Below are 12,839 nucleotides of genomic sequence, written 5' to 3' on the forward strand. Positions count from 1 at the left end.
GCCGGGCTACTTCGGCAGTCGGGTGGACAGGTAGCCCCTGATCAGGGACTTCGCCTCGTCCAGCACGCGCTGCTCGCCGTTGGGGTCGATGCGGAACGCCAGGTCGAGCACGCCGTCCGCGGCCTGGACGGCCACGGCGATCGGCAGCTGGAGCTCGTCGAGCGGGATGCCGAACTTCGCGGCGATCAGCTCGACCATCCGGTCGGAGATGACCGCGTTGTTGTCGCGCTTGTCGTCCAGCAGCCGCATGTCGACGGCGTCGCCGAACCGGACCTTGCTGAACGCGGGCACGTCGCGGTGCATGCCGACGTAGGCGTCGAAGATCGTGTCGACCGCGTCCCACCAGTGTTCGAGCGGTGTCTTGGCGAACCGCGCGGTGATGGTGTCCATGAACTTGTCGAGGTTGCGCATGGTCAGGGCCTGCACCACCGCGCGCTTGTCGGGGAAGAACTGGTAGAGAGAGCCGACGGCAACGCCCGCGCGCTCGGCGATGAGTGTTGTCGTCACCCCGTCGTAGCCGACTTCCTCGATCAGCGAGGCGCATGCTTCGAGCATCCGCTCGACGCGTTTGGCGCTCCGTTGCTGCACCGGTTGGCGGCGCAGCGGGGTGGAACTGGTCACGGCGACTCCAGGCGACGACGTTGGGACCCCCATAGTGCCTGCTCGACGCGGTTCGCACTTCCCTGTGAGCCGCAACACGCTTACGATCCGAATCGGTTTCACGTTCTGGACCTGGAAAAACCACCCGGAGGCGTTGCATGCCGTTGCCCGACGAGTTCCTGTGGGGTGTGTCCACCTCCGCCTTCCAGATCGAGGGAGCGTTCACCGAAGGTGGTCGCGGCCCGTCCGTGTGGGACCGGTTCTCACCGGTGCGCGACGACGACACCGGTGAGGTGGCGTGCGACCACTACCACCGCTACGCCGACGACATCGCCCTGATGAAGGACCTCGGGGTGGGCGCGTACCGGTTCTCCGTCGCCTGGCCACGCGTGCAGCCGACCGGGAAGGGCCCCGCGAACGCCGAGGGCCTCGACTTCTACGACCGGCTCGTCGACGGCCTCGTCGAAGCGGGCATCGACCCGGTCGCGACCCTCTACCACTGGGACACCCCGCTGGAACTGGAGGACGAGGGCGGCTGGCTGGGCCGCGACATCACCGAGCGGTTCGCCGAGTACGCGGCGCTGGTGGCCGACCGGCTCGCCGATCGGGTGAAACTCTGGATCCCGATCAACGAACCGGTCGTCGTCACGCTTTCGGGCTACGCGATCGGGGAGCACGCGCCGGGCAAGTCGCTGCTCTTCGGCTCGCTGCCCGCCGCCCACCACCTCAACCTCGCGCACGGCCTGGCCGTCCAGGCGCTCCGGGCGAACGGCGCCGACGCCGTCGGCACGGCGAACAACCACTCGCCCGCGTGGCCGGAGTCGGACTCGCCGGAGGACCGGTTCGCCGCGGGCTTCTACGACACCATCCACAACCGGCTGTTCGCGGACCCGCAGCTCACCGGCGCGTACCCGGAGGAGGCGACGCCGTTCCTGCCGATCGTCGACGGCGACCTGGAGAAGATCGCCGCCCCGCTCGACTTCTACGGCGTGAACTACTACAACCCGACCCGGCTGCGGGCCACCGGCGAGGGCGAGCCGCTGCCGTTCGAGCGGATCGACATCGACGAGTACCCGAAGACCGGCTTCGGCTGGCCGGTCGTGCCCGCCGGGCTGACCGAGGTGTTGACCTCGCTGCGGGAGCGCTACGGCGACCGCCTGCCGCCGGTCTACATCACCGAAAGCGGCTGCAGCTACCCCGGCGAGGGTACCAGCCCGGAGGAGCTGGCCGACCAGGAGCGGATCGACTACCTCGACGCGCACCTCCGGGCGGCCCGCGAGGCAGGCGTCCGCGGCTACTTCGTCTGGTCGATCATGGACAACTTCGAGTGGGACGCGGGCTACTCCCAGCGCTTCGGCTTGGTGCACGTGGACTACAAGACGCAGGAACGGACCCCGCGCGACTCCTACCGCTGGTACCGCGATGTCATCGCCCGCGAGAGCTGAGGCGCTCGGCGAACCGGAGGTCCCGGTCCGCCGGAGCTGGATGGCGTGGCTCTTCTTCGCCAACCTGGGGCTGTGGCTCGGGGTGTACGCGCCGATCCAGGTGCTGCTCCCGCAGCAGGCCGAGCTGTTCGACAACGCCAACAAGGAGCTGGTGTTCGGCCTGGTCACGGGCGCGGGAGCCGTCGCGGCGCTGCTCGCGAACCCGGTGATCGGCCTGCTGTCGGACCGCACCACGTCCCGGTTCGGCCGCAGGCACCCGTGGACGCTGACCGGTGCGCTGATCGGCGCGGCCGGGCTGGTCGTCCTGGCCAACGCGCCCGACATCACCGTGATGACCATCGGCTGGTGCCTGGTCCAGGCCGGGCTGAACGGCATGCTGGCCAGCCTCACGTCCGTGGTGCCCGACCAGGTGCCGGTCGGCCAGCGGGCGACGGTCGGCGGACTGGTCGGGATCAGCCAGATGCTGGGCACGGTGCTCGGCGCGGTCGTGGTGACGCTGCTGGTGACCGGGCTGACCAACGGCTACCTGGCGTGCGCCGCGATCGTCGTGGTCGGCGCGCTGCTGTTCGTCGTGATCACCCCCGACGTCCGGCTGCCGAAGGCGCTGCGCCCGTCGTTCGCGCTGCGCGAGATGTGGATCTCACCGAGGCGGCACCCCGACTTCAGCTGGGCGTGGGGCTGCCACTTCATGATCAACCTCGGCAACGCGTTCGGCACGCTCTACCTGCTGTTCTTCCTCGCCGACGTGGTCCACTACCCGTCCCCCGAGGACGGGCTGCTGATCCTGATGGCCCTCTACGGCGTCGCGCTCGTCATCGGCGCGGTGGTGTTCGGCTCGATGTCCGACCGCTCGGGCAAGCGCAAGCCGTTCGTCCTCCTCGCCGTCGTCGTGATGGCCGTCGCCGCGCTGCTGCTCGTCGTCTGGCAGACGTGGACCGCCGCGCTGATCGCCGCACCGCTGCTGGGTGTCGGGTTCGGCGTGTACATGGCCGTGGCGCTGGCCCTGCTCACGCAGGTGCTGCCTGCCGCGGCCGACCGGGCGAAGGACCTCGGCGTGGTCAACATCGCGAACGCGCTGCCGCAGGTCGTGGCCCCGCTGCTGACCACGGTCGTGCTCGCCAACCTCGGCGGTTACCGGGGCCTGTTCGCGGTCTCGGCCCTCGCCACGGTCATCGCCGGTTTCCTGGTCACCAGGGTCAAGTCCGTTTCCTAGAGCTGGAGGTCGTGCGTGCGGTTGGCAGGCAAGACCGTGTTGATCACCGGAGCGTCGCAGGGGATCGGTGCGGCGACCGCTGAGCTGGTGGCGAGCAAGGGCGCACGGGTCGTACTTGTGGCCCGCAGCGCCGAGCTGCTGTCCGAGCACGCCGAACGGATAGCGGCGATCGGCGGACGGGCTGTCGTCCATCCGGCCGATCTCGCGGACAGCGCCCAGATCGCCGCGCTGGCCGCGCGGGTGCTGGGCGAGTTCGGGCCGCCGGACGTCCTGGTGAATAACGCGGGTGTCGGCAGGTGGCTCTTCCTGGACGACACCGAACCCGACGAGCTCCGGAACATGGTCGCGCTCCCGTTCACGGCCGCTTTGGAGCTGACCCGCGCGCTCCTCCCGGCGATGCGGGAACGCGGCAGCGGGTGGGTGGTCAACGTGAACTCACCGGTGTCGCGGCTGCCAATCCCCGGCGCGACCGGGTACGTGACGGCGCGCTTCGCGTTGCGCGGACTCACCGAAGCGCTGCGGATGGACCTGCGCGGCAGCGGGATCGGGGTCAGCGAGGTGGTGCCCGGCAAGGTGAGCAGCGAGTACTTCGCCAACAACGCAGGCGCGGAGGAGCGGATCCCGGCGTTGGCGCGGCTGGCCATCCCGACCAGCACCCCGGAGAAGGTGGCCGCCGTCATCGCGTCGGCCGTCGAACGGGAGCGCACCGAGGTCGTCTTCCCGTGGCAGCTCAAGGCTTTCGAACTGACCGGCAGGCTCTTCCCGGCACTGACCCGCTACCTGAGCTGGCGCACCGGCACACACCGCTGACCACGTGAAATCGGCCCCGATGCCCGCGCGGGAGGTGCGGACATCAGGGCCGAGGTTGGAGTCCGCGGACCAGTATTGGTCGGGGAGGGGAAGGTGGCACAACACCGGCCCGCGGAAGACTGTTGAGTTGTGGTGGTACCTGGCCGGCGATCCGGTACGTCGCGGTCGGGGGGTCGCCCGTCCCGAATCGCCGGCCAGTAGGCGGCGCCGAGGCCGTGTCGTGTCGGGGGAACGACACGGCCCCGGCCGCCCGTTAGTGGGCTCGAACCACCGCGCGGCGAGACCTGGTGACAGGAGGAGTCACCGGGGCTGCGCGCAGGTGGCGAGCCGGGCGCGGGGCCAAACCGCCCGCGACCAGGTGTTCGTACGCGGCGCGCCACACCGAGCAAGGAGACTTCTGCTGCCGCCAACGACTGGAGCACTCAGGGCAGTTGCCCTTCTCGTCCGGTTCGTGCGCGGCGAGCAGCGCTCGCCATCCCTCGGTCAGCCGGGGGAGCTCGGATCGAGCCACCGAGAGCAGGGACGGGGCGTCGGCTTGGCTGGCCAGCTCGGTGAGCAGGTCCAGTCGCTCCCACACCGCGTTGCGGAGGACTTGTCCAAGGATCTCGTCCATCGAAACGTCACCGTCACCTTTCCGCCTGCTCGGCGGCTTCGCGTAGCGCAGCCCTGAGCTGTACGAGTTGATCGGCCGAGAGCACCGCGGTCTCACCGGGAGGACCGACCAGGACCACGCGGTCCTGGTCCACCACAACGGTGAGGCAGCGCTCACGGTCGACCACGTCGCTGCAGCGGATCCGCCACCAACGACGTTGCCCAGTCGAACCGCGCCATCCGGAGCCAAGGTCGTTGGACTCCTGGACGGACAGGGAAGACGGAGTGGAACCCGTGGTGACGGCAGGCTCTGCCGAACCACCACGTGTGGTGGTCACCGCCCGCTCGATCAGATCCACTTGGTGTTCCTCTCCGTGCTCACTCGCTTACCGGAACTTAGATTGCGATGATTCATGCCGGATCGGGACGTCATAGCGCTGGCCGGTGGGACTTCCACGATGAGCGGTCAGCGGAGTTCGGCAGAGCCGATCAGCTCTGCTGATCGGCACTTCTCGCAGTTGGGGGAGTGCCCCTACTCTGCCGTTGACGCCCAATGGACTGTGAGGCGGCGAAATTGAACACCATCGGTTCGCAAGGTTCTCCTGTGACGCCCGAGGTCTGGGACCAGCAGGAGATGCGGGACGCGCTGGCGCGGCGTGAGATCAGTTCGGTGTACCGGCTGCTCCGCCGACACGGCGTGTCGCAGCGCCAGATCGCGGCGCTGACTGGCCAGTCGCAGTCCGAGGTCTCGGAGATCCTCAAGGGTCGTCAGGTCATGGCCTACGACGTCCTGACGCGGATCGCCGTGGGCTTGGGTGTCCCAAGGGGATACATGGGCCTCGCTTACGACGAGGCAACGGCAGTACGGGTGGCCGCGACCGCGGACTCACCCAATTCTGAGGAGGACGAGTCGGTGAAGCGTCGGAAGTTCCTCGCGCACGCCGCCGCCGTGACAGTCGGCGCGGCCGTGCTCGGTACGGACTCCGGGTCGTGGGTTTCCAACCCCACACAGACTCCGGCCCCTGGACGTATCGGCATGACCGACGTCCGACAGGTGGAAGCCGCTACCCGCGCCCTGCGAGCGCTGGACTACCAGTACGGCGGCGGCTCCTGTCGCGACGCAGTGGTGGCCCAGTTGTCGTGGGGCCAGCAGATGCTGGGCGCGAACGCGACCGACCTGGTGCGGGAGCGCCTCTTCGTGGCTCTCGCCGACCTGCACAACCTGGCCGGGTGGACGTCGTTCGACACCGGTCTGATGGACTCCGCCCGCAACCACTTCGGGCAGGCGCTCGACCTCGCGAAGCAGGGCCGCAACGAGGCGCTGGTGGCCAACATCCTGTACCGGATGGGCCGGGTGTACTTGCACCAGGACGCGCCGGACGACGCGCTCAAGGTGTTCCAGCTCGGTCAGCTGGCCGCGCAGAACTCCGGTTCCGAGCTGGCCGTCGGGATACTGTGCGCGAACGAGGCGTGGGCCTACGCGAAGATGGGTTCCGACGACCAGGCCATCAAGCTGCTGGGCCGGGCACGGGACGAGTTCGCCAGGGCGAACGTCGGCGAAGCGCCCGCGTGGGCCAAGTTCTTCACCGAGATCGACCTGTCGTCGATGATCGGCACGGTGCACACGGAGCTGGCCCAGACGGTGGACCCGAAGTACACGCGGACCGCGATCCCGGCGCTGTCCAAGGCCGTCAACACCTTCGGCGAGGACATGAGCCGCAGCCGGTCGTTCAACCTGACCTCGCTGTCGATCAACCACCTCATCGAGGGCGACGTCGACCACGGCACCAAGGTCGGCCGCCAGGCCATCGACCTCTCCGAGGGGCTGAAGTCCGTGCGCACCAAGCACCGGATGAAGCCCTTGCTCCAGGAGGCCGACAAGCGCCGCAACAACCCCGATGCCCGTGAGCTGGCGGACCGCCTTGCCAAGTTCACCGGCAGCGACACCGCGGCCTGAGACCGGGCGGCCTGATGTCCTCGACGGTCGCGCTCGACGGTCGGTTCACCAGGGAGAAGCTGTCCGGCGCACTGCGTCGGCTGTGCGCCGAGCTGGGGCTCGACCACCGCGGCGCGAGACTGGTGAAGTTCACCAGCAACGCTGTTTTCGAACTGCCGGCTGAGCGGCTGGTGGTGCGGATCGTGGGCTCGATGGGCCTGCGGCACCGCGCCGCCAAGGTGGTGCGGGTGGCCACCTGGCTGGCCGAGCACGACGTCCCGGCGGTCCGGTTGGTGACCGGGATCCCGCAGCCGATCGCCGTCGGGGAGCACCTGGCGACGCTCTGGCACGTGGTCCCCGAGCACCCCAAACCGGCTCGCGGGCTCGACGGCCGGGACCTCGCGAGCGTGCTGCGGAGGTGGCACGCGCTGCCCGCTCCGACGTTCGAACTGCCCGGATGGGCACCGCTCGACGACGTCCGGCGTCGACTCGCCGATGCGGAAGAGCTGTCCGATCAGGACCGGGCGTTCCTCGAAGAACGTTGCACGGCCCTCGACGAACGGCTCGCGGATCTGCGACCGGTCCTCCCGAGGGGCGTGCTGCACGGCGACGCGCACCTCGGCAACCTGATCGCGAGCCCCACCGGGCCCGTGATCTGCGACTTCGACTCGACGTCGGTCGGCCCGCGCGAGTGGGACCTCAGCTCGCTGCCCGTCGGCGTCGCCCGGTTCGGGCACTCGCCCCGCTGGCAGCGCCAGCTCGTCCGCGGTTACCGGTTCGACGTCACTCGTTGGGATGGCTTCGCCGTCCTTCGCGACGTGCGTGAGCTGAAACTCACCACGAGCGCGCTGCCGATCTTGCGCAGCCACCCCGGAGTTCGCGCTGAGCTGCGGAAACGCCTCGACTCGCTGCGTAGGGGTGACCCCACCGCGCGGTGGGCCCCCTACCGCTGAGAACCTGTCGTCCAGGCCACGAACCGGTAACGCCTGCGCTCCGGATTCCGACGTTGGCTTCGAAGGGCGCATTTTTGCGCCCTGGGTTCGGACGGGGACTTCGACGGGCGAGGTGGGTAGCCACGATGAGTGAGATCGTGACTCGGATCGGGATGCGGCGGTGGCGCGCTCGGCGTGCCCTGCGCTCGGCCCGTCTGCTCGACGAGGTCGTCGACACCCAACTCCCGCTGCTGGCCTCGTTCAGCGAGGAGCGGCGTCGCCGTTCGGCCGACTACCTGGCCGAACTGGTGAAGCTCGCCCAGGACTACCGGTACTTCGCGAACGGCTGGATCGACGCGAAGGAGCTCGAACGCCGTGGTCAGGAGGCCATCGTGCAGCTCAGCAGGCTGCGCGAGGACCCGACCGCGCGACTGATCAACGACTGAGACCGGATCCGCAGCTCAGCGCGCCAAAGGCACCGCTCGCCGTTTGAGATCATCCGGCCATCGGGAGTTTCCGCGATGTTTCACGTTGAACACGCGACTGCGCAGGTCAGGCGACCGGAGCGCTCGCGAGGACCACGGCGAGGCCGAACGCGACACCCATGACGGTCAGCTCCACGGCCGCCCAGGCGAACACGGCGGTCCGCTCGTGCTTGGCGATCCGGGGCAGCAGGCGCCACCGGATGTTGGCCCCCAGTAGCGCCAACCCGCCCGCGCAGACGGCCTTGCCGAGCAGCAGCAGGCCGTAGGACGTGGTGAACAGCGAGCCGGGCAGCGAGACGACCGGGTTGAGGCCGAGCTCCAGCAGGCCGTTGAACAGGCCCGTCACCGAGACCAGCACCAGGCTGACCGTGGCGAGCTTGGAGAACTTCGGCAGCGCCTCGGCGAGCAGCCCCCTGCGGTGGGCGACCAGCGCGATCAGCGCGCCCAGACCACCGGTCCACGCGGCCGCGCCGAGGACGTGCAGCTCCATCGAGATCATCGAGTAGTCGTGGTACTTCCAGTTCGACGCGTGCCCGGTGACCGGCAGGGGCAGCAGGCCGAACATGGCGACCAGGATGCGCAGCTCGGCGGGCACCGTCTCGCCCCGGCGGGCGGCCAGCGAGCCGACCCACAGGTAGACGAGCGCGCACACGGCGCTGAACAGCAGGCCCTGGCCCGCGCCGACCCGTTGCACGTAGTCGACGACCCCGCCCATGGTGAGCGGCTGGCCGGGGCGGACCTCGTAGGCCCTGATCACGATGGACAGCAGGGCGGTGAGCACCCAGACCGCGGCGGCGACCACCGCGGCCGGCCTGGCGATCCGCAGCACCGGCTCCGTGGTGGACGGCCTGCCGAAGCCGAGCAGCTTCGGCAGCAGGCTCAGGCCGACGACCACGGTCGCCGAGAGGTCGAGCAGCACCCGCACGAGCGGGTGGAGGAACTGGACCACCGGTCCCGCCTCGGCGATCCCGACCACGGTCTGCGTGGTCGAGAGCGCCAGGCCGAGCAGCACACCGGCCACCCCGCCCGCGATGAGCCCACCGAGCACGTAGTACCTGGTGGGAGCGGTGGTCCAGTTCGTCGTCACTACCTCGAGTCCTCTTTGACACCGCCGCGCAGTGCCAGGAAGACACCACCGCCGAGCAGCACCACGGCACCCAGGATCCACACCCAGATGGGCACACCGCCACCGCCGTCGGCGGTACCGCCCGCCGTCGAGGTCGCCGCCGGGTTGGCCGCGGCGATCTCGCTGGCCGGTGCGGGGGTGCCGGAGCCCGCCTTGGTGAGCGTGAACTTCAGCGACTCCGTCACCGGGTGCCCGTCGGCCGACAGGATCCGGTAGCTGACGGTGTACTCGCCTGCCGGGCCGAGCGGCCGCAGCTGCGCGGTCACCACGTTGTCCCGGACGGTCGGCTCGCCGACGCCCTCCCAGTGACCGCCGTCCGGGCTGACCACGGAGACGGCGTTGAGGCCCGGCCCGCCGTTCACCGGCTGGTCGAACGTCAGCGTGATCGTCGCCGGGCCGGTCTCGACGGACGAGCCCGCCAGCGGGTTGCTGCTGACCAGGACGTTGTGCGCGAGTGCGGGGCCCGCCACGCCGAGCATGATGCCTCCGGCGACCAAGCAGGAGAGGAGCAGGCGCGGCAGGATCCGGATCGGTGTCGCCGAGAACCCGCGCCTCATGCCGCGGGCTTCCCCGTGGCGCGGCGCGAGCGGAGCACGGCACCGGCGCCGAAGCCGAGTCCGAGCGCACCGACCGCGAGACCCGCTCCACCCAGGTAGCGGGCGGTGTTGTCCTTGCCCGCGACGGCGGCCTCCGCGTGCTCGTCGCTCGCGGTCGCCGTGGCGGCGGTGGCGTCGTGGTGGTCTCCGCCCGCGGCCTTCGCGACCAGGTTCAGCACCGGAGCGGGCTTCGCGGGCTCCTCGGCGCCCTCGGCGGCGGGGGGCGCGTCCCACGCGACGACCTCGCCGCTGCTGTAGGTCTGCTTGGTGGGCAGCAGCAGGCGGTCGGTGTCCTCGGGCAGCGGGCCGACGGACAGGTCGAACTCGTTGAACTGGCCGGGTTCGATCTGCACGCCCGCGTCCGCGGTCCAGATCACCGTGCTGGGCGCCTCGGTGACCTCCTTGCCGTGGCTGGTGATCGGCTTGGGCAGCTTGGCCTTGACGACCTCGACCTTCCAGCCGGGCACGGGCTTGCTGCTGACCGAGGCCAGCGGGTACTCGGGCGGGAGGGTCAGTTCGAGCTTCACCGTGCCCGCGTCGGGGCGCTCGTTCGGCACCCGGATGGTGACCTTGGTGTAGCCGCCCTTGGCCGCCGGGCTGGGCGTGGACGCGGTGACGTGCGCCGAGGCGAGGCCCGCGGTGCCGAGCGCGATCGCGCCGGCGGCTCCGAGGACGGCTGCGCCACGGGCGAGCGTGCGCACGCCGAATCGATTTGTCGACATGGAGATGTTGCTCCTGGGTGTTCCGGAGTGGTCAGGGGACTCGGGTAACCAGGAGTACGGGCGGCCCTCGGCGGCCGTTCACGCTGCGCAGCAGTAGTTCGATCAGTACTCGTCCGGCCACCGCGCTCAGGGCGGCGGCACGCGGGGTGAGCAGGACCGGGCCCGGCGCGAGCGTGCGGGGGAGCAGCCGGGACACGGCGGCGGCCAGCGCGAACAGGGCGTCGTCGGCCTTGACCAGCAGCAGGCCGGTGCCCAGCGCGGCGAGCACGTGCGCGGTCGTCATCTGCACCACGTCGAACCCGAGACCGCCGGTCGAGGTGTGGTGGTGGTGCATCAGGCCGAGCAGCTCGTGCTGCGCGAACTGCGCCGCCCCGAGCGCGGCCAGGATGGCCAACGGGCTCCGGCGGCGGTTCGCCAGCGCGGTCGCCGCACCCGCGATGAGCAGCGTCAACGGCAGCGCGGGTGTGAACTCCGCCAGGCTGCCGCCAGCCGCGCCGTGAGCGGCGACGCCCAGCGCGGCGGACGTCACGGCCAGCAGCAGACCGCGTGCTACGCGGGTGGGTGCGGGCCGTGGGGTCACGCCATGAGAGTAGGAGAACAAGCCGTACGGGCGTAAGGCGCCATGTTTGGCCGTTCGGAGCAGCGGGTACCGGCTGACCGGACGCAGTCCCGCGACGGTTGCCAAGTGACCAGCTCAGGAGGCCAGGTGTGACAACGCCGCTCGAACAACCCCTGCCCGGCGAACCCTCGGCCGAACGCGCCGACCGACCCGCGAGCACCGACAAGGTCGTCTTCGGTGTCGCCGCCGTCATCACCCTCGGTTTCGTGGCCTGGGGCGTCTTCGCCACGGATTCCCTCGCTTCGGCTTCCAAAACCTCCCTGTCCTGGATCATCGGGAACCTCGGCTGGGCGTTCGTCCTGGCCGCCTCCGGCTTCGTGGTGTTCGCGCTGTGGCTGGCGTTCAGCCGCTACGGCCGGATCCCGCTCGGCAAGGACGACGAGGAGCCCGAGTTCAGGACGGTGTCCTGGGTCGCGATGATGTTCAGCGCGGGCATGGGCATCGGCCTGATGTTCTACGGCGTGAACGAGCCGCTGACGCACTTCGTGAAGCCGCCGCCCGGCACCGTCGAAGGCGGTTCCGAGCAGGCGGTGCAGACCGCCATGGCGACCACGATGTTCCACTGGACCCTGCACCCGTGGGCGATCTACGCCGTCGTCGGCCTCGCGATCGCGTACGGCAGCTTCCGGCGCGGCCGCAGCCAGCTGATCAGCGCCGCGTTCGCCCCGCTGCTCGGCTCCAGGCGCGCGAACGGCCCGGCGGGCAAGGCGATCGACGTGCTCGCGATCTTCGCCACGCTGTTCGGCTCGGCGGCCTCGCTCGGGCTCGGCGCGCTGCAGATCGGCAGCGGCCTGAAGGTCGCGGGCTGGGCCGGTGACATCGGCAACGGCGTCCTGGTCGGGATCATCGCCGTGCTGACCGCCGCGTTCGTGGCGTCGGCGGTGTCCGGTGTCGCCAAGGGCATCCAGTGGCTGTCCAACATCAACATGGTGCTGGCCGTCGTGCTCGCCGCGTTCCTCTTCGTGGTCGGCCCGACGGTGTTCATCCTCAACCTGGTGCCCACCGCGATCGGCGACTACCTGCGCGAACTGGCCGACATGGCCGGTCGCACCGCCGCGTCCGGCGGCGACGCCACGGAGACCTGGCTGTCCGGCTGGACGATCTTCTACTGGGCCTGGTGGATCTCGTGGACGCCGTTCGTCGGCATGTTCATCGCCCGCATCAGCCGCGGCCGCACCATCCGCCAGTTCGTCGCGGGCGTCATCCTCGTCCCCAGCGCCGTCAGCCTGGTCTGGTTCGCCATCCTCGGCGGCACCGCGATCTTCACCCAGCGGGCGGGCACCGACATCGCGGGCCAGTCCACCCCGGAGGGCCAGCTCTTCGCGCTGCTGGACAACTTCCCGCTGGCCGCCGTCGCGGGCGTCGTCGTGATGCTCCTCGTCGCGATCTTCTTCGTCTCCGGCGCCGACGCCGCGTCCATCGTCATGGGCACGCTCTCCCAGCGCGGTTCCATCGAGCCCAACAAGCGCGTCGTCGTGTTCTGGGGCGTCCTGACCGGCGCCGTCGCGGCGGTCATGCTGCTCGTCGGCGGCTCCAACGCCCTCACCGGCCTGCAGAACCTGACCATCATCGCCGCCCTGCCGTTCCTGGTGATCATGATCGGCCTGTGCGTGTCGCTCACGAAGGACCTGCGCAGCGACCCGATGATCAGACGCGAGGAACGCGTGGCCGAAGCCATGGAGCAGGCCACCGCCCACCTCGGTCCCGAGGAAGCCGCCCTCCGCGCGGTGGAACAGGTCACCGCCAAGCGCTGAACGACGAGTG

14 protein-coding genes are annotated in these 12,839 nt (G+C 70.1%); 7 read left to right on the top strand and 7 right to left on the bottom strand.

All coding sequences use genetic code 11. From position 1 onward, the window contains the following. Positions 1 to 6: 6 nt before the first annotated feature. The gene (locus CLV43_RS00920) at positions 7 to 654 is read right to left on the bottom strand and encodes a TetR/AcrR family transcriptional regulator (RefSeq protein ID WP_106185028.1); all 648 of its coding nucleotides are present in this window, start codon (positions 652 to 654) and stop codon (positions 7 to 9) included. A gap of 104 nt (positions 655 to 758) precedes the next feature. Here CLV43_RS00920 and CLV43_RS00925 point away from each other — a divergent pair, with 104 nt between their 5' ends. From CLV43_RS00925 to CLV43_RS00935, 3 genes are read left to right on the top strand one after another with little or no spacing between them, the layout of a single operon-like run. Continuing rightward, on the top strand, positions 759 to 2,045 hold the full coding sequence (locus CLV43_RS00925) for a GH1 family beta-glucosidase (protein WP_106185029.1): 1,287 nt from the start codon (positions 759 to 761) through the stop codon (positions 2,043 to 2,045). Further along, positions 2,023 to 3,258 carry an MFS transporter gene (locus CLV43_RS00930; protein WP_106185030.1) on the top strand — a complete coding sequence of 412 codons (1,236 nt, stop codon included), beginning with the start codon at positions 2,023 to 2,025 and terminating at the stop codon, positions 3,256 to 3,258. The genes CLV43_RS00925 and CLV43_RS00930 overlap by 23 nt, the downstream gene beginning before the upstream one ends. A gap of 15 nt (positions 3,259 to 3,273) precedes the next feature. Further along, positions 3,274 to 4,068 carry an SDR family NAD(P)-dependent oxidoreductase gene (locus CLV43_RS00935; protein ID WP_106185031.1) on the top strand — a complete coding sequence of 265 codons (795 nt, stop codon included), beginning with the start codon at positions 3,274 to 3,276 and terminating at the stop codon, positions 4,066 to 4,068. Positions 4,069 to 4,321: 253 nt separating this feature from the next. Here the strand turns inward: CLV43_RS00935 and CLV43_RS00940 are convergent, their stop codons facing one another. Both CLV43_RS00940 and CLV43_RS00945 read right to left on the bottom strand, forming a co-directional pair. Then, entirely contained in the window at positions 4,322 to 4,681 is a 360-nt protein-coding gene (locus CLV43_RS00940; protein WP_106185032.1) for a hypothetical protein, read from the bottom strand. 13 nt (positions 4,682 to 4,694) lie between these two features. Further along, positions 4,695 to 5,018, bottom strand: coding sequence for a hypothetical protein (locus tag CLV43_RS00945; protein ID WP_106185033.1), 324 nt, complete (start codon positions 5,016 to 5,018; stop codon positions 4,695 to 4,697). A gap of 275 nt (positions 5,019 to 5,293) precedes the next feature. Between CLV43_RS00945 and CLV43_RS00950 the strand changes: the two genes are divergently transcribed. The 3 genes from CLV43_RS00950 to CLV43_RS00960 all read left to right on the top strand — a co-directional run bounded on the left by CLV43_RS00950 (position 5,294) and on the right by CLV43_RS00960 (position 7,973). Next, on the top strand, positions 5,294 to 6,616 hold the full coding sequence (locus CLV43_RS00950) for an NsdA family TPR-like regulatory protein (protein ID WP_106185893.1): 1,323 nt from the start codon (positions 5,294 to 5,296) through the stop codon (positions 6,614 to 6,616). A 14-nt stretch (positions 6,617 to 6,630) separates the two neighbouring features. Continuing rightward, positions 6,631 to 7,548 carry a phosphotransferase family protein gene (locus CLV43_RS00955; RefSeq protein WP_106185034.1) on the top strand — a complete coding sequence of 306 codons (918 nt, stop codon included), beginning with the start codon at positions 6,631 to 6,633 and terminating at the stop codon, positions 7,546 to 7,548. 125 nt (positions 7,549 to 7,673) lie between these two features. Further along, positions 7,674 to 7,973, top strand: a complete 300-nt coding sequence (locus CLV43_RS00960) for a hypothetical protein (RefSeq protein WP_106185035.1) — start codon at positions 7,674 to 7,676, stop codon at positions 7,971 to 7,973. 106 nt (positions 7,974 to 8,079) lie between these two features. Here CLV43_RS00960 and CLV43_RS00965 read toward each other — a convergent pair whose 3' ends face one another. From CLV43_RS00965 to CLV43_RS00980, 4 genes are read right to left on the bottom strand one after another with little or no spacing between them, the layout of a single operon-like run. Then, a complete protein-coding gene (locus CLV43_RS00965; protein WP_106185036.1) occupies positions 8,080 to 9,099 on the bottom strand; it encodes a copper resistance D family protein in 1,020 nt (339 codons plus the stop codon). Next, a complete protein-coding gene (locus CLV43_RS00970; RefSeq protein WP_106185037.1) occupies positions 9,099 to 9,695 on the bottom strand; it encodes a copper resistance CopC family protein in 597 nt (198 codons plus the stop codon). Before CLV43_RS00970 ends, CLV43_RS00965 begins: the two co-directional genes overlap by 1 nt. Next, positions 9,692 to 10,456: a YcnI family copper-binding membrane protein gene (locus CLV43_RS00975; RefSeq protein ID WP_106185038.1), complete on the bottom strand. Its 765-nt coding sequence runs from the start codon at positions 10,454 to 10,456 to the stop codon at positions 9,692 to 9,694. The genes CLV43_RS00970 and CLV43_RS00975 overlap by 4 nt, the downstream gene beginning before the upstream one ends. A gap of 31 nt (positions 10,457 to 10,487) precedes the next feature. Further along, positions 10,488 to 11,036 carry a hypothetical protein gene (locus tag CLV43_RS00980; RefSeq protein ID WP_106185039.1) on the bottom strand — a complete coding sequence of 183 codons (549 nt, stop codon included), beginning with the start codon at positions 11,034 to 11,036 and terminating at the stop codon, positions 10,488 to 10,490. 128 nt (positions 11,037 to 11,164) lie between these two features. Between CLV43_RS00980 and CLV43_RS00985 the strand changes: the two genes are divergently transcribed. Continuing rightward, entirely contained in the window at positions 11,165 to 12,829 is a 1,665-nt protein-coding gene (locus CLV43_RS00985) for a BCCT family transporter (protein WP_211304189.1), read from the top strand. Positions 12,830 to 12,839 lie beyond the last annotated feature (10 nt).

The sequence above is a fragment of the Umezawaea tangerina genome, assembly GCF_003002815.1.
GTDB classification, from domain to species: Bacteria; Actinomycetota; Actinomycetes; order Mycobacteriales; family Pseudonocardiaceae; genus Umezawaea; species Umezawaea tangerina.

Excerpts from the sequence above, each read along its gene's own strand:
- CLV43_RS00955 (WP_106185034.1), top strand. The coding sequence starts at position 6,631 with ATGTCCTCGACGGTCGCGCTCGACGGTCGGTTCACCAGGGAGAAGCTG.
- CLV43_RS00950 (WP_106185893.1), top strand. The coding sequence starts at position 5,294 with ATGCGGGACGCGCTGGCGCGGCGTGAGATCAGTTCGGTGTACCGGCTG.
- CLV43_RS00970 (WP_106185037.1), bottom strand. The coding sequence starts at position 9,695 with ATGAGGCGCGGGTTCTCGGCGACACCGATCCGGATCCTGCCGCGCCTG.
- CLV43_RS00975 (WP_106185038.1), bottom strand. The coding sequence starts at position 10,456 with ATGTCGACAAATCGATTCGGCGTGCGCACGCTCGCCCGTGGCGCAGCC.
- CLV43_RS00925 (WP_106185029.1), top strand. The coding sequence starts at position 759 with ATGCCGTTGCCCGACGAGTTCCTGTGGGGTGTGTCCACCTCCGCCTTC.
- CLV43_RS00940 (WP_106185032.1), bottom strand. The coding sequence starts at position 4,681 with ATGGACGAGATCCTTGGACAAGTCCTCCGCAACGCGGTGTGGGAGCGA.
- CLV43_RS00960 (WP_106185035.1), top strand. The coding sequence starts at position 7,674 with ATGAGTGAGATCGTGACTCGGATCGGGATGCGGCGGTGGCGCGCTCGG.
- CLV43_RS00930 (WP_106185030.1), top strand. The coding sequence starts at position 2,023 with ATGTCATCGCCCGCGAGAGCTGAGGCGCTCGGCGAACCGGAGGTCCCG.
- CLV43_RS00920 (WP_106185028.1), bottom strand. The coding sequence starts at position 654 with ATGGGGGTCCCAACGTCGTCGCCTGGAGTCGCCGTGACCAGTTCCACC.